This is a genomic window from Pontibacter diazotrophicus (assembly GCF_003367245.1).
Lineage (GTDB): Bacteria > Bacteroidota > Bacteroidia > Cytophagales > Hymenobacteraceae > Pontibacter > Pontibacter diazotrophicus.
Map to the genome: position 1 here is coordinate 356836 of NZ_QRGR01000004.1, position 15377 is coordinate 372212.

At 51.3% G+C, this 15377-nt stretch carries 11 protein-coding genes; 3 read left to right on the forward strand and 8 right to left on the reverse strand.

Translation table 11 applies throughout. The features are described from left to right. Window positions 1-18: 18 nt before the first annotated feature. From DXT99_RS05040 to DXT99_RS05050, 3 genes are read right to left on the reverse strand one after another with little or no spacing between them, the layout of a single operon-like run. Window positions 19-1476: an efflux transporter outer membrane subunit gene (locus DXT99_RS05040; RefSeq protein WP_115564421.1), complete on the reverse strand. Its 1458-nt coding sequence runs from the start codon at window positions 1474-1476 to the stop codon at window positions 19-21. Then, window positions 1469-4624: an efflux RND transporter permease subunit gene (locus DXT99_RS05045; RefSeq protein WP_115564422.1), complete on the reverse strand. Its 3156-nt coding sequence runs from the start codon at window positions 4622-4624 to the stop codon at window positions 1469-1471. Before DXT99_RS05045 ends, DXT99_RS05040 begins: the two co-directional genes overlap by 8 nt. Next, window positions 4621-5787 carry an efflux RND transporter periplasmic adaptor subunit gene (locus DXT99_RS05050; protein WP_115564423.1) on the reverse strand — a complete coding sequence of 389 codons (1167 nt, stop codon included), beginning with the start codon at window positions 5785-5787 and terminating at the stop codon, window positions 4621-4623. The genes DXT99_RS05045 and DXT99_RS05050 overlap by 4 nt, the downstream gene beginning before the upstream one ends. Window positions 5788-6121: 334 nt before the next feature. On the opposite strand from DXT99_RS05050, the gene DXT99_RS05055 reads away from it, so the two are divergent. The 3 genes from DXT99_RS05055 (at window position 6122) to DXT99_RS05065 (ending at window position 10562) form a co-directional block, all read left to right on the forward strand. Further along, on the forward strand, window positions 6122-6820 hold the full coding sequence (locus tag DXT99_RS05055; RefSeq protein WP_115564424.1) for a protein-L-isoaspartate(D-aspartate) O-methyltransferase: 699 nt from the start codon (window positions 6122-6124) through the stop codon (window positions 6818-6820). A 336-nt stretch (window positions 6821-7156) separates the two neighbouring features. Next, window positions 7157-9247 (forward strand): phosphate acetyltransferase, encoded by a 2091-nt coding sequence (gene pta, locus DXT99_RS05060; protein ID WP_115564425.1) that lies wholly within the window; start codon window positions 7157-7159, stop codon window positions 9245-9247. Between the two features lie 88 nt (window positions 9248-9335). Further along, a complete protein-coding gene (locus tag DXT99_RS05065; protein WP_115564426.1) occupies window positions 9336-10562 on the forward strand; it encodes an acetate/propionate family kinase in 1227 nt (408 codons plus the stop codon). Window positions 10563-10661: 99 nt separating this feature from the next. Here DXT99_RS05065 and DXT99_RS05070 read toward each other — a convergent pair whose 3' ends face one another. From DXT99_RS05070 to DXT99_RS05090, 5 genes are all read right to left on the reverse strand, one after another. Then, window positions 10662-11252, reverse strand: coding sequence for a glutathione peroxidase (locus DXT99_RS05070; protein ID WP_115564427.1), 591 nt, complete (start codon window positions 11250-11252; stop codon window positions 10662-10664). Window positions 11253-11309: 57 nt separating this feature from the next. Further along, window positions 11310-12332, reverse strand: a complete 1023-nt coding sequence (locus DXT99_RS05075) for an LLM class flavin-dependent oxidoreductase (protein WP_115564428.1) — start codon at window positions 12330-12332, stop codon at window positions 11310-11312. 134 nt (window positions 12333-12466) lie between these two features. Continuing rightward, a complete protein-coding gene (locus DXT99_RS05080) occupies window positions 12467-13129 on the reverse strand; it encodes an NAD-dependent epimerase/dehydratase family protein (protein ID WP_115564429.1) in 663 nt (220 codons plus the stop codon). 38 nt (window positions 13130-13167) lie between these two features. Beyond that, window positions 13168-14016 carry an SDR family NAD(P)-dependent oxidoreductase gene (locus DXT99_RS05085; RefSeq protein WP_115564430.1) on the reverse strand — a complete coding sequence of 283 codons (849 nt, stop codon included), beginning with the start codon at window positions 14014-14016 and terminating at the stop codon, window positions 13168-13170. A 179-nt stretch (window positions 14017-14195) separates the two neighbouring features. Beyond that, window positions 14196-15110, reverse strand: a complete 915-nt coding sequence (locus DXT99_RS05090) for a pirin family protein (RefSeq protein ID WP_115564431.1) — start codon at window positions 15108-15110, stop codon at window positions 14196-14198. Window positions 15111-15377 lie beyond the last annotated feature (267 nt).

Sequence of the window (15377 nt, forward strand, 5' to 3'; positions counted from 1 at the left end):
CCCCTGTGTCATGAAACACTACTCTTCCCTGCTCCAGCCACCGCCAAGCGCACGGTAAAGAGTGACCAGGGCATCCATTTGGTTGTACTGCGTGTTCACCAGTTCCAGTTGCGCCGCCAGCTTCTCGTCTGTTGCCCGCAGCACCTCCAGGTAGTTGGCATAGCCGTTCACGAGGAGTTTGTTGGCATAGTCCTCGGCGGTAGTAAGCGTCTCCACCTGCTTCTCCCGCAGTTCATACTTTTCACTTTCTGCCTGGTAGGTCACCAGTGCATCGGATACCTCGCGGCCCGCTGTCCGTAGGGTGCTCTCAAAATTCAGGAGCGCCTGTTGCTGTTGCGCCTGGTTTATTTCATAATTCGTGCGGAGCTGCCTCCTCCGGAAAATGGGAGCTGTCAGTCCGGCGGCAATGCTGTTGTAGAGCGAGGCGCTGCTAATCCAGCTGCTGAAGTTCAGGCTCTGGAAACCTGCTTCGGCAGACAGGGCCAGCCGCGGGTAAAAATCGGCCCTGGCTACGTTGGTCAGCTCGAAGGCGGAAATGAGGGCGTACTCTGCCTCCAGCACATCGGGCCGGTTGCGGAGAAGCTGCGAAGGAACACCGGCGGCAATCGGCACCTCTTGCAACTGCTCCTGCAAACTGCCTCTTGCCACAGGCCCAGGGGGAACAGCTAACAAAGTGCTCACCCTGTTCTCCAGCTGCGCAATCTGCTGCTTCAGGTCTACCTGCAGAATCCGGGCGGTATAAATCTGGGCTTCCTGCTGCTTGATGGCCAGTGCCGTTTCATTGCCCGCCCGTTGCAGTTTCGTAATGGTAATTAAACTGTTCTGCCTTGTCTCCACGGTCTGCTCCGCTATCCGGAGTTGCGCATCCAGTGCTAGCAGCCGGTAGTAAGCCGAGGCGATGTTGGCCACCAGCCGGGTTTGCACGGCGCGGTAGGCAGCTTGGTTTTGCTGCAGTGCCGCCGCCCGCGCCTCTCTCAGGCTCCTGATGCGGCCCCAGATATCAGCTTCCCACGACAGGTTTCCCAGTAGCTCATACTGCTGCACCCGGCCCGGCGGAGGACCGTTATTATCGTCATTTCCACGGAACTGCCTGCCCATGATGCTGTTCTCGGCCAGTTCGGAGCTGCTGGCGTTGCCGTTAATGTCGAGGCTGGGAAGAAAAGCGGCTCTGCCCTGGCGGAAGTCGGCTTCTGCAATCAGGATGTTCTGGTAAGCAGTGGCAAGCTCCAGGTTGTTTTGCAGGCCTGTTTCTATCAGGTTCCGGAGGTGCGGGTCGGAGAACAGTTCCGGCCAGGGGATAGCGGCCAGCGTGGTGGTGTCGTTGTTGTTAAAATTACGGTAGAGGTTTTGCAGTTCCAGTTCCGGGCGCTCGTAGGGTTTCACTACGAGGCAGGATTGCAGCAGGGGGACCAACAACAGGAGAATCCAGGGCTTCCAAAGAAACCGGCGGCAGTATGTGGGGCTGGCTTTACGCATCCTCTTTTTGTTTTGGGCCTCCCGCAATATGCTCGTGCAGGCGCTGGAACAACATAAACAGAACGGGTACAGCAAAAATACCCAGCAAGGTGCCCACCAGCAAGCCGCCTGCCGCGCCTGTACCAATGGCGTTTTTACCTTTTTCGCCCACACCGGAAGCCAGCACCAGCGGCAGAATACCGACAACAAAAGACAAGGCGGTCATCAGAATGGGACGCAAACGAATGCGGGCAGCATCCGTTCCCGCTTCTTTGATGGAGCAGTTTTCCTTTCTGCGCATCTGGCCGTACTGTACAATCAGGATGGCGTTTTTAGCAAGCAGACCCAGCAGCATGATAAGCGAAATCTGGAAGTATACGTTGTTCTCGAGCCCGAACAACCACGAGATAAAATACGAACCGGCCACGCCCAGCGGCAGCGAAAGAAGGATAGAGAACGGCAGAATATAACTCTCAAACTGGGCGGAAAGAAAGAAGAACACCATAAACAGGCTCAGCATAAAAATGAGCGACAGCTGCCCCTCAAATTCCAGCTGCTCCCGCGTCATACCCGAAAAGTCAATGTCGAAAAGGGCTCCGAGCTTTTCTGCTTCGGCTTCCACCACTTCCAGGGCATCGCCCGAACTGTAGCCCGTTGCCGCATCACCTGTAATGCTCACGGAGGTATAGAGGTTAAAACGGCTCACTGACTGCGGCCCGTAAATACGCTCCAGCGTTACAAACTCACTGACGGGCGCCATCTCCCCTTCGTCGTTTCTCACAAAGATGCGGTTCAGGTCGTCTTCCTCTTCCCGGTACTCGGGCAGCGACTGCACATACACCCGGTACTGTTTGCCAAACCTACTGAAGTCAGCCGCATAGATGCCGCCGATGTAGCCCTGCAGGGCACTTAACACAGCATCCACGTTCAAGCCTGCCGCTTTGATCCGGGGCACATTAAGGTTCACCTGGTACTGCGGAAATCCTGTATCGAAGGAGCTTTGGGTACCTGAAATGATGTCGCTCCTGTTCAGGGCGGCTACATAGCTGTTAGCTACTTCATTCAGCTCCTGCAGGCTCACATCGCCGGTGTTCAGCAGTTCTACGGTAAAGCCACTGGTTCTGCCCAGGCCCGGAATCTGCCCGGGCTGGAAAAACACGAACCGCGCATCGCTGATGGGTGCCGCCGCCTGCTGCAACTGCTCCGTAATGGCCTCTATCGACACAGAGTCTGCGTCTCTTTCCTGCAGGGGGTGCAGCGCGGCAAAACCCAACCCGTAAGACCCGCCTTCGCCTGCAAAAAAGCTGCTGCCCGACACCAGCGCAATCGCCCGTACGCCTGGTATGTCCTTCGCCTGCTGGTAAAACTCCTCCGTTGCCTGATACGTGCGGTCGAGCGAGGCTCCGGCAGGGAGTTGCATGTCAAAGAAAATGATATTACGGTCTTCCGTGGGCACAAAGCCGCCAGGCAGGGTTCTGTTCAGCCAGTAAGCCCCACCTGCACATACCAGAACAGCCACTCCAATCACCCATTTCTTCCCTCCCAGGAAAGTGACCCCTCCCACGTATTTTTCGTTCAGCTGCTCAAAACGTTTGTTAAAACCCCGCCTGAACCTGCCAAAAAACTTTTTGAAAGCGTTCTTCTTCTCTGGCTGCTCCTTTTCCGAGTCCTCTTTCGGCTTTAGCACCAGCACACAAAGGGCAGGGCTTAAGGTGAGGGCGTTGAAAGAGGAAATAACAATAGCGATGGTTAAGGTAACACCAAACTGCTCGTAGAAAATACCGGTAGAGCCGGTCAGAAAAGTAACAGGCACAAATACCGCGGCCATCACCAGCGTGGTGGAAATAATGGCGGACGTAATTTCTTTCATGGCCGCCAGCGTTGCCTTTCGCACATCCTTCTCGCCTTCTTCCAGTTTTGCCTGCACGGCCTCCACCACCACAATGGCATCGTCCACTACAATACCAATGGCCAGGATCAGGGCGAAAAGCGTGAGCAGGTTAATGGAGTAGCCGAACAGGTTCAGGAAAAAGAAGCTGCCGACAATGGAAACAGGCACTGCCACCGCCGGAACTATGGTAGCCCGCCAACTCTGCAGGAAAAGGAACACGACCAGGAACACCAGCAGGAAAGTTTGTACCAGCGTCCAGACAAGGGACGAGATGGAAGCTGAAAGGAAATCATTGACGTCATAGAGGATTTCGTACTCCACACCTTCCGGAAAAGCCTTGCTTTTCTCTTCCAGCAGCGCTCTTACCTCCTGTATTACCTCCTGCGCATTGGAGCCCGGCAACTGGTAAACAGCCGTGTTGATGGAGGGCTTACCATTGTGGATGGACAGGCTGCTGTACGTGAAGGCATCGAGCTGCACATCGGCTACATCCTTCAGGCGCAGAATCTGGTTGTTATCAAGCGACCTGATAATGATGTTGCCGTACTGCTCCTGCGTTTTAAACCGCCCCTGGTACTGCAGCACATACTCGAAAGGCCGTCCGGCGTTCTGGCCCAGCGCACCGGGAGCGGCCTCTACACTTTGCTCATCCAGCGCGCGCAGCACATCTTCGGGCACCAGGTTATAAGAGGCCAGTTGGTCCGGCTTCAGCCAGATGCGCATGGCATACTCCTTGTCGCCGTATACTACCACATCGGCTACCCCATTGATGCGCAGCATGGGCGTAATCACGTTGATGTTCATGTAATTCTGCACATACACATCGTTAAACTCCTCCTCGTTGGAGGTGTAGTAGGTGACGCGCATAAGGGCGCTGGTTTCCTGTTTCTGAATGGTGATGCCGCTGCGGATTACTTCCGGCGGCAGCAGCGGGTTGGCCCGGCTGATCCGGTTCTGAATGTCGACGGCAGCAAAGTCAGGGTCTGTTTCCTGGGTGAAAAAGCAGCGGATGGTCACGCTGCCGCTGTTGCTGGCCGTGGAGGTGATGTAGTCGAGCCCCTCGGCGCCGTTTATTTCTTCTTCCAGCGGAATAATCACACTCTCGAGTATGGTTTCGGCACTGGCCCCTGTGTATTGGGTACGCACCTCCACGGAGGGTGGTGCAATTTCAGGGTACAGCGTCACCGGAAGCAGGGTGATGCCTAACACACCCAGAAAACATATAATAACAGACATGACCGTCGAAAGGACCGGCCTGTCGATGAAAGTCTTTATCATTGTCTGAATACTTGTTCTATGCTTCCCGCCACACTGTCGAAAGGAACAGGCCTGGGTTCAATCCGGGTGTTGTTCTGCACCTGGTTTACGCCCTTTGCTACAATCCTGTCCTGTTCCTCCAGCCCCTCCTGCACCACCAGTAGGTCCTCCACCGCTGTCTCCACTTCTATCATTGTCTTTTTAACTGTATCGCCTTCTGCCAGCTTGAAAACGTAGGTACGTGCCTGCTCCTCGAAGGTAGACTGCGACGGCACCAGCAGCACATCCTGCAATTGGTGAGGTATTTTAATGGTGCCGCTGTTGCCGGAGTTGAGGAGCCGCTCACGGTTCGGGAAAATAGCGCGGAACGAGATAGTGCCTGTTTCCGGGTCTATCTGCCCGGTGGTAGTCTGTATGCGGCCTTTCTGCCCATATTCGGATCCGTCGGCGAGAGTGAGCAGCACCTCAGGGAAGTTGGTTATTTTATCTGCTAGTGAATTGCCTTCTGTGTCTCTCAGAAAAGAAAAGTACTCTTTTTCATTCATAGAGAAGTACACGTACACGCTGTCGATAGCGGAAACTACGGTGAGCGGTGTTTCCGTTTCTGCGCCAACCAGCGTGCCCTGCCGGTAAGGGATACTGCCGACAATACCATCCACGGAGGTTTCCACAAACTGGTAACGGATGTTTTCGCGGACGCTGTTGTAGTTTCCTTCTGCCTGTGCCAGCTGCGATTCAGCGGCATTCAGCTGTGCCCTTGCTGATGTTAACTGCACCTCACTGATGATGCCTTCCTCCACCAGCGGGATGAGCTTCTGCACCTCTACGTTTGCGTCAGCCACATTGGCCTCTGCCACTTCTATTCCCGATGCGGCCGCTTCCAGTTCCCCTCTCAGCGCACGTGCCTCCAGTTTAAAAAGCCGTTCCCCCTTTTCTACCTGCTGCCCTTCGTCTACATAAATCGTCTCTATAAAGCCTGTAATCTTCGGCCTTATCTCTACGTTTTCAGTGCCTTCGATGCGCGCCGGAAATGTCTGGTAATTCGTGATGCTTCTCCTTGTCGCCTCCACCACCGGAAAAGTTTGAGTTTCTTTTTCTTCTTCTTCTGAATCTCCGTTGCAGCTCCACAACAAACACAGAGAGGTGATACAGAAAAGCAGAAGATGGGTACAAGTCTTTTTCATAGCGCATTTCCGGTACTAAGGCTCCGCCTGTCACTCCTCTTCATTTGGCTTCCAAAGCGGGAGCAGGCGCTTTAGGTTGAAACAGCCGGTTTCATTGTATGTTTCAATTTTTTGGGTTCCCCGGCTGCTGCTTATGTACGCATGCCCTGCGCTTCTTGGATACGTTGCGGCGTAGAATTATAGCTTCCTTTACCTGCAGGCTTGTTTTTAAGTCGCCTGCATATAATAGAACTTTCTCTACAGATAAGGGTATAAAATACTGATACCCTGCACGCTGCCAGCGGATACTTTTGTTCTCTCATGATGCCGTCATACATTATATTATCCTGATTTTATGTTATACCCTGTCTCTTCCCTGCTTTTTTTAATGCTGCTTTTCTTTCCAGTCCAGGAGGATGTTTACAAGGAGAGAAGGGAAAGGATGGTGCAGCGCAACATTGAAGCAAGGGGCATCAAAGACGAAGCGGTGTTGGATGCCATGCGCAAAGTAGAGCGGCATAAGTTTGTTCCTCCGCAGCAAGCCTCCCAGGCGTATGCGGATAACCCTTTGCCTATTGGCCACAAACAAACCATCTCACAGCCTTTTATAGTAGCCTACATGACGGAGGTAATCAGGCCGAACCCACAAATGAAAGTGCTGGAAATAGGCACAGGCTCCGGTTACCAGGCGGCCGTACTGGCAGAAATTGTGAAGGAGGTATACACCATTGAAATTGTTCCTGAACACGGTAAAGCAGCAGCCGAAAAGTTAAAAGAACTGGGCTACGACAACGTGCAGGTGAAAATCGGGGATGGCTATAAAGGCTGGGAGGCACATGCTCCCTATGATGCCATCATTGTAACCGCCGGTGCTGAAGCTGTTCCTCCTCCCCTCCTGGAGCAACTGAAAGAGGGCGGCAGAATGGTCATTCCCGTAGGCCCCCAGTCCAGAACGCAAACGCTGACGCTGATAGAAAAGAAAAATGGCAGAACAATAACCCAAAACCTGATGCCCGTGGTGTTTGTTCCCTTTACAGGAGACGGAAAGAATTAGGCTGATATATGCTTTATTCTACTGGCTCTCTTTTACTGGCTATCTCACTCGCGCAGGTTTACAAACCTGTGTCTTAAAATGATCTTGGTTTTGTAACCCGACTGAGCCAGAAACTCAATTATCGTCTACGCCAGTCAGTGTAGCGGCTTTTACTCTATGGTAGGTATTGAGGCTAAATCGATTGCTGACCCCGAAAGCTTTTTATATGCAAAGAAAAAAAGACGCCAGGTGCCAGGGAACAGTTGCGTCATCCTTTGTGAAGTATCATGGGGGAACATGACCTTTATCATCTATCAAAAAGTAACGTACCTATAACTTTGCATTTTAACTATAGTAATGACCAGAAATATATTTATTGCTACTGCTGAACCTTATAGTGGGAAATCTATTGTTGCGCTGGGCCTCGTCCACATGCTCCTGAGCAAGGCGCAGAAGATAGGTTACTTTAAACCCATTATCAATTATGATCCCGAGGTGGAGCAGGATGCGCACATCGAGACGGTTATCAACCATTTTGGCCTACCCATACGCTATGAAGATACTTTTGTCTATACCCAGCAGGAGGCACTGCGCCTGGTAGAAGCTGGCTTGCAGGGCGAAATCATTGATAAAATCATCAGTCAGTATAAGAAGCTGGAGGAGAGCTACGACTTCACCGTTATTGAGGGAAGCGATTTCCTGGGGCAAGGCACGGCCTTTCAGTTCGACGCTAACGTGACGATAGCTAAAAACCTGGGTGCACCGGTCATTATAGTGGTCTCTGGCGAAGGCAAAACAGTCGAACACCTCATCAGCTCTATGCGCACCATCAAACGCAACTTTCAGGTGCGGGACGTGCAGGTGCTCGCTGTTATCGCCAATAAGGTACAGGCGGCACAGCTTGAAGAGATCGATACCTTTAACCTGTCGCAGCAACAGGACCAGACGATTTATGCGGCCATTCCGGAAGATCGGAACCTCAAAAGCCCGACCATGAAAGAGGTGCAGGAAATACTGGGCGCGAAGCTGATGTTTGGCGGGCAACAGCTTTACAACCAGGCGCACTACTCTATCATGGGAGCCATGCAGGTGCCAAACTTCCTGAACCACATCAAGGACAACGTGCTGATTGTGACACCCGGTGACCGGGCAGACATTATCCTGACCGCCCTGCAGGCAAACATCTCTGCTAACTACCCGAAGATTGCCGGCATCGTACTTACCGGAGGCTTTGAACCGGAGGAGCCGGTTATCCGGCTGATGGAAGGACTGGAGACGGTGGTCCCGATCATCGCAGTAAAAGAGGGCTCCTTCTATACGGCCACGATGATTGGTAACATTAAGTCAAGGATTACACCCGACAACACAGAAAAAATTCTGCTGGCTATTGAAGCTTTTAGGGAACATGTGGATGTAAAAGCGTTGGATGAAAAAATCGTTACCTTTAAACCCGAAGGTATCACCCCGCATATGTTCCAGTATCAGCTGGTGAAGTGGGCGGGCAATAAGAAGCAGCACATTGTGTTGCCGGAAGGCAACGACGAGCGTATTCTGCGGGCAACGGCGCGCCTGATCCAGCAGGACATCGTAGACCTGACGCTCCTGGGCGATGCCGGTGAAATCACGGCATCTGTCAAGCGGCTTGACATCGGCCTTGACCTTAGCCGAATTCGCATCATCAACCCGGCGGAGTCAGAGTTCTACCCGGAATATGTAAATACATTCTACGAATTGCGGAAGAACAAGAACGTGCAGCTTGAAATGGCCCGCGACCTGATGACCGATGTCTCCTACTTCGGCACCATGATGGTGTACAAGGGGCATGCTGACGGCATGGTGTCCGGTGCCGTGCACACCACCATGCATACCATCCGGCCTGCCCTGCAGTTTATCAAAACCAAGCCCGGGGTTTCCGTTGTTTCTTCGGTATTCTTCATGTGCCTGCCCGACAGGGTATCGGTTTTCGGGGATTGCGCCGTTAACCCAAACCCCACAGCCGATGAGTTAGCCGAGATTGCCATTTCTTCTGCCGAGAGCAGCCAGCGCTTTGGCATTGAACCCCGCGTTGCCATGCTCTCCTACTCTTCCGGCACTTCCGGGGAGGGAATTGATGTGGAGAAGGTGCGCAAAGCCACAGAGATAGTAAAGCAGAAAAGGCCTGACCTGAAGGTGGAAGGCCCGATACAGTACGATGCTGCCGTAGACCCGCTGGTGGGCAAACAAAAGCTGCCCGGCTCAGAGGTAGCGGGGCGGGCCAGTGTACTGATATTCCCGGATCTGAACACAGGAAACAACACCTACAAAGCGGTGCAGCGCGAAACCGGTGCTTTGGCCATTGGGCCTATGCTGCAGGGGCTCAACAAACCGGTAAACGACCTGAGCCGCGGCTGTACCGTAGAGGATATCTTTAACACGGTGGTGATTACAGCTATCCAGAGCCAGTCCTAATTTTTTTTTTACAAGCTAAGGCTGACTGCTGTCGCCCTGGCTTGCCATGCACCCGAAAGCACAGGTGCTACTAAATCAGCTTATACCCATGAACATATTTGTCGTCAATTCCGGAAGCAGTTCCATTAAATACCAGTTGTTCCGTATGCCCTCCGAAACGCCCCTTTGCAGCGGCCTGGTAGAACGCATCGGCTTAGATAATGCCGCCATCACCCATCAGACTGGAACCGGGGAAGAAGAGAAAGTAGTAAAGCGTACCCTTAGCCTGCCCGACCATGAGGCAGGCCTGCTGGCCGTAACGCAGCTGCTGGCTTCCCCTGAAGTGGGTATGATCCAGGACCCGCAGGAGATTGATGTAGTCGGCCACCGCGTGGTGCACGGGGGCGAGGCTTTTGCCGCCACCGCCTTTATAACGCCCGCAGTCAAGGCCGAAATAAAAAAGCTCTTTTCCCTGGCGCCCCTGCACAACCCCTCTAATTACCTGGGCATCGAGGTAGCCGAAAGGATATTTACCAATGCCCGGCAGATAGCCGTATTCGATACTGCTTTTCATCAGACCATGCCCGAAAAGGCCTTCCGCTACGCCATTCCGAACGCTTTTTACACGGAGCAACGCATTCGCGCCTATGGTTTCCATGGCACCAGCCACAAGTATGTTTCGGAGCAGGCAGCCCAATACCTTCAAAAGCCGGAGGCAAAGCTTATAACTATTCACCTTGGCAACGGCTGCAGCATGGCTGCCGTTGCCAACGGACGCTCCATAGACACCAGCATGGGTTTTGGCCCCCTGGCTGGCCTGGTGATGGGCACCCGTTCCGGGGATATTGACCCCTCCATTATTTTCCACCTGATAAACCAATTGGGATACAGCCCGGAACAGGTGAGCACACTGCTGAATAAACAAAGCGGCATGCTGGGTCTGACAGGCCACAGCGACATGCGCGACATCAGCCAGGAAATGAACGAAGGCAGCCACGAGGCCGCACTGGCCTACGACATGTATGCCTACCGGATAAAGAAGTACATTGGCGCTTATGCCGCCGTGCTGAATGGTTTGGATGCTATCGTGTTCACAGCCGGAGTGGGCGAAAATGATGCAACTGTACGCGCGGATGTGTGCCAGGACATGGACTTCCTGGGCATCCAGCTCGACATAGAAAAGAACCAGGAGCGTTCCAAAAGGCCACGCGAAATCAATACTCCAGGCTCTCGTGTAAAAATTCTGCTGATTCCTACGAACGAAGAACTGGAAATCGCACAACAGTGCATAACCTTGCTGGAAGATAGCAGGGCTGCATCCTCATCAGAAAATTAACGTTTTGGCAGACGTAGAAACAAGCTTCCGTTGAGGTTGATTTGAGGCTCACCAAGCGGGAGGCTGTGGTTGTTTTTCAGATAGCCCCAGTAAGCCAGCTTATGACTTCAAGGCGTTCACGACTTCCGGGCTTAAGGGAGAAACAGCCGGCCCAAAGTAATGGGTCAGGTCCCCATTTTCATCAACCAGGTATTTGCTGAAGTTCCAGTCAGGTTGGTGGGCATTCCAGCCATTCTGCCCGGCATGGGTCAGCCAGTGGTACACCGGGTTCTGCTCACTTCCTTTCACGACGCTGCTTTTCTTTGTTAAGGGGAAGGTAACACCGTAGTTTACCTGGCAGAATTGGGCGATGTCGGTGTCATTGCTCTTTTCCTGTTCCCGGAAGTCATTCGCCGGGAAACCCATGATCACGATGTTATCCTGAAACTGTTCGTGCAGTTGCTGCAGCTCCTCATACTGACCGGTATAGCCACAATTAGAAGCTGTGTTTACCAGGAGCACCTTTTTGTTTTTGAATTGGCTAAAGTCCAGCACCTGCCCATTGTTTTGGGTCGTTTTTAAGCCGTAAAATGGCACTCCAGGAGGAACACCCTGTTTATTGCTTAAAACTTTTCCTTTCGCGCTCGTAGATTTACTCAAGCGCATGATAAGCGGGTAAAGCTTCTTTAATATTATTTGCTTCAATGTCATCGTTTCTGTGTTTAATATGATTTGAATAAGGGGAAACAAAAAATTGCTGCCGCTAACCTATGCTTCTTCCCCTTTTATCTCCTGCATGATTTCAGAGAAAACCCTGTAAGACTTTACACGGTCTTCATGGTCGTAAACATGCGAAACCACCATCACCTCATTTACCCCGGTCTCCTGCAAAAACGCCTCTGTCTTCTTCTTCACCGTTTCCTTACTGCCCACAAAAACATACTTCAGCATGCGCTGGAAAGCAGGATTTTCTGATAGCTCGCGCAATTCGGGCGTCATGTCTACCGGTGGCTGCATGTAATCCATTTGCCCCGTCATCACGCCCAGCATCATCCGGATCATAGAAGTTGAGATTCTTTCTGCCTCCTGATCAGTATCGGCCGCAATAACGTTGATACAGGCGATGGTATAAGGCTCCTGCAGGTATTCGGATGGCTGGAAATTGTTATAGTAGATGGTTAGCGCCTCAAATAACTGCGCCGGGGCAAAATGGCTGGCAAATGCATAGGGCAATCCTTTTTCTGCCGCAAGATGGGCGCTGTCGGTGCTGGACCCTAGAATATAAACAGGCACCTCCACTCCTTCTGCAACAGTAGCCCGCACCTGGGCACCACGGTTATCAGGCGAAAAGTATTGCTGAATCTGGCTTACTTCTTCCGGGAATTTATACACCGACTGCATCCTGTCGGAGCGGATGGCGTGCGCTGTCACCTGGTCAGTGCCGGGAGCTCTACCCAATCCCATATCAATGCGGCCGGGAAACAGCGAGCCCAGCGTTCCAAACTGTTCGGCCACAATCAAGGGGGAGTGGTTGGGCAGCATGATGCCTCCGGAACCTACTTTAATTTTTTCGGTTCCGCTGGCAATGTAGCTAATCATTACCGAAGTGGCTGAACTGGCAATACTGATCATATTGTGATGCTCCGCGAGCCAGAAACGGGTATAACCAAATTCCTCGGCTTTACGGGCAAGTTCTAAACTGTTTTTAAGTGCAGCACCGGGTGTAGAGCCAGCAGCAACAGAGGCTAGTTCCAGCACGGAATAAGCTGTATCTATTTTTATCTTTGACATATTAAATTTATTCTTTTAAAAACGGAAACTAAGGTCCACGAGGTAACTGCCAGACCTTTTCATCAGAACAGGCAACAGTTAAAGCGGGATGGAGCTGGTAATTGGGAATCAGGTATCAGAGGCTAGTTTCTGCATTAACTGTGTTCTACTCCTGCCAGATTAAATACGCCTTCCAGTGTATTGGTATGTACGCCAGGGGCAGCAGCAACACCTGCGTTGATCATTGCCTGAGCCACCACTTTCCCATGAATCGGGCGGTATTTGGTTACCACGCCGACAGTACTCAGGAAGTTCAAAACTTTATAGGCTAGCTTTTCTCCTGTGCGCTCTTCCTTTCTGTCGCCATACAATAAACCTGGCTGGATTAAATAAGTACTCGGAAATTCAAGCCTTTTAACATCCCGTTCCAGTGTTCCTTTCATTCTTGAGTAAAAGATAACTGAATCCGGACTGGCAGATGGCGAAGATACAAGTACATAGACAGGTATTTCATTCTGTGCCGCCGCCCGGGCAAACTGGTACTGATACAGGTAATCAACTTTATACTGTGCGTTTTGCCCTCCTGCCTGCTTGAGGGTGGTACCTAATGTTGAGAAAAACACGTCTCCTTTTACCAGGTGCTGCCATGCGTCCGGGGTATCGAAATTGATGAGATGCTCTTCCAGTTTAGCATTGTCTATACCCAAAGAACGTCTTCCAAAAACAATGACTTTATTGAATCTGTCATCTGCCAGTAGCAAATGAACAAGCTGCGTTCCTACCAAACCTGTGGCTCCTATGACGACTGCTGTTTTCATACTTTCATTTTAATTTTTTACTTTAACATGGTTTTCCTTCACGGCGTTCTTAACGAACCTTTTGGCTGGCGGGTGATAAGCTCTTCCGAGGCTTCCCAAAGTTTTTGCGCTACATGAGGCTTCACCTGCGCGTTCTTTCTGCCGGGTTTCCGCTTGTAATAGTATTCGCCTTCTTCCCAATCCTTGCCTGGTTCGCTGGAGATGAGCCAGATTAATGTGTCTGCTCCCTTTTCCGGCGATATTAAAAACAGGCGTTTAAGTGGTGTTTCATAAATCCATTTGATAAAACCACTACCCTCACGCGCAAAACCAGTTTCTACACCACCGGGGTGGAACGATGCGGCACTGACGCCTTTAAAACGTTTGCTCAATTCCATAGCATGGAGAATGTTCATCAGTTTGGCTGTTCCATAAGCACGAAGACTATTATATCCCTTCTCACTTTCCAGATCATTAAAGTCAATTTTCCCCATGGTATTGCCAACACTGGAGGTGTTTATGACCACCGCCTTCGATGCCTCTAATCGCTCCTGCAGCAGTTGGGTCAGGAGAAAGCCTGAGAGGTGGTTTACCTGCAAGGTCATTTCATGGCCATCGGCTGTGATACGCCTATCGGCTATAATCCCCCCGACATTGTTCACCAGCACATCAATCCGGGGATACTTCTCCAGCAAGGTCTTCGCAAAATGCCTTACCTCCGAAAAGCTGGCATAATCAACGAGATAATAATCACAGCCTAACTCCGCTGCCAGTTCCCTAGTTGCTTCGGAGCGTCCTGTTATAACCACCTGAGCTCCCATACTGTTTAGCATTCTGGCTGCCGCCGCCCCTATTCCTGAGCTTCCACCCGTAATCACGATCAATTTTCCGCTCAGTTCTGTTTTCATAGCAAACTTTCTTTTATTACGCCTGGTAGTAAAATCGAATGGGCTGCGAGCATTTTAGCATCAGCCTTTTGTTCTGTAACCCTAGCTTAACCCTTCGGCAGCTTAATTGTTATTCACAAGCGCTCGAGTAATCACAAGAATGTAGTTATTGTAACTACATTCTTGTGATTTGTTCGCTCTTATGATAGTGCCTGGGGCGAAGGGTTACCGGCGGGCCTGGAGCGGTCTTCCGGAAGCGGGACAAATTCCTGGTTGTCTGTAGGAGGTAAAAGGATTCTCCCCTCCTTCCAGTCTGCCTTTGCCTGCTCAATTCGGTCTTTTCTGGAAGAGACAAAGTTCCACCAGATAAATCGCTCTCCCAGCGGTTCGCCTCCTAAATACATCAGCGTCGACGTTTCTTTTGCAAGTATCGCCGGGTCTGCCCCCTTGCTAAAGACGAGCATCTGACCCGCAGCATACGTTCTTCCTGAAACTTCAATACTTCCTTTCGCAACATAAATACCCCGCTCCGTATGTCCTGCAGGTAGTCCGAAACGCGTTCCCTGATCCAGGATGACGTGCAGGTAAAATAAGGGAGAGTGCGTGTTCACATGACTTTTCAAGCCAAACGCTTCCCCCGCTATCAGCCGCATCCATACCCCAGTATCCGTAAAAATGGGTAGCTCTTCTGATTTGTAATTATTGAAAGAAGGGGCAGCCTCTTCCTCTTTTTCGGGCAGGGCCACCCAGGTCTGTATCATCTCCAGTTTTCCTCCAGCCAGGGCAGCAGGGTCTTCGAAACGTTCTGAATGGGCAATGCCACTGCCGGCCGTCATCCAGTTCACTTCTCCGGGACGTATCACCTGCTGCACCCCTGTGCTGTCGCGGTGCGTCACCTGCCCTCCAAACAAATAACTTACGGTAGATAACCCGATGTGCGGGTGTGGCAGCACATCCATGGAAGTGGTTGATGAAGGCTGTATATCGACAGGGCCTGCATGATCCATAAAAATAAAAGGGCCTACCATTCTTCGCTTGCGGAAAGGAAGGATTCGGCGTACATCCATTCCAGGACCGATGGATGCTTTACGTGCTTCAATGACAATATCCAGCATGACAACATTTTATGATTTCTTTCATGAAACGTAAATCTTCGTATTTTAGCAGAATATATTTTGCTACCCACCGCCAAAAGAAAGAGACAATTTTATTCCTTCTTCTTCAACAGGCATTTATGTTAAGACCAATAACAGAAAGGAATTATTTGGAATACAGCCCTTTGCACGGCAAGTTCCTTTTGGCGTGTTAGAGGCAAAAGCGGGATCATCTGAAAAGGAGGTATAAATTGAATGACATTTAAGTTGCACTTTCGTTACCACAGG

Coding starts and splice junctions, on each gene's coding strand:
- DXT99_RS05040 (WP_115564421.1), bottom strand. CDS start 1,476: ATGCGTAAAGCCAGCCCCACATACTGCCGCCGGTTTCTTTGGAAGCCC.
- DXT99_RS05045 (WP_115564422.1), bottom strand. CDS start 4,624: ATGATAAAGACTTTCATCGACAGGCCGGTCCTTTCGACGGTCATGTCT.
- DXT99_RS05050 (WP_115564423.1), bottom strand. CDS start 5,787: ATGAAAAAGACTTGTACCCATCTTCTGCTTTTCTGTATCACCTCTCTG.
- DXT99_RS05055 (WP_115564424.1), top strand. CDS start 6,122: ATGTTATACCCTGTCTCTTCCCTGCTTTTTTTAATGCTGCTTTTCTTT.
- pta (WP_115564425.1), top strand. CDS start 7,157: ATGACCAGAAATATATTTATTGCTACTGCTGAACCTTATAGTGGGAAA.
- DXT99_RS05065 (WP_115564426.1), top strand. CDS start 9,336: ATGAACATATTTGTCGTCAATTCCGGAAGCAGTTCCATTAAATACCAG.
- DXT99_RS05070 (WP_115564427.1), bottom strand. CDS start 11,252: ATGACATTGAAGCAAATAATATTAAAGAAGCTTTACCCGCTTATCATG.
- DXT99_RS05075 (WP_115564428.1), bottom strand. CDS start 12,332: ATGTCAAAGATAAAAATAGATACAGCTTATTCCGTGCTGGAACTAGCC.
- DXT99_RS05080 (WP_115564429.1), bottom strand. CDS start 13,129: ATGAAAACAGCAGTCGTCATAGGAGCCACAGGTTTGGTAGGAACGCAG.
- DXT99_RS05085 (WP_115564430.1), bottom strand. CDS start 14,016: ATGAAAACAGAACTGAGCGGAAAATTGATCGTGATTACGGGTGGAAGC.
- DXT99_RS05090 (WP_115564431.1), bottom strand. CDS start 15,110: ATGCTGGATATTGTCATTGAAGCACGTAAAGCATCCATCGGTCCTGGA.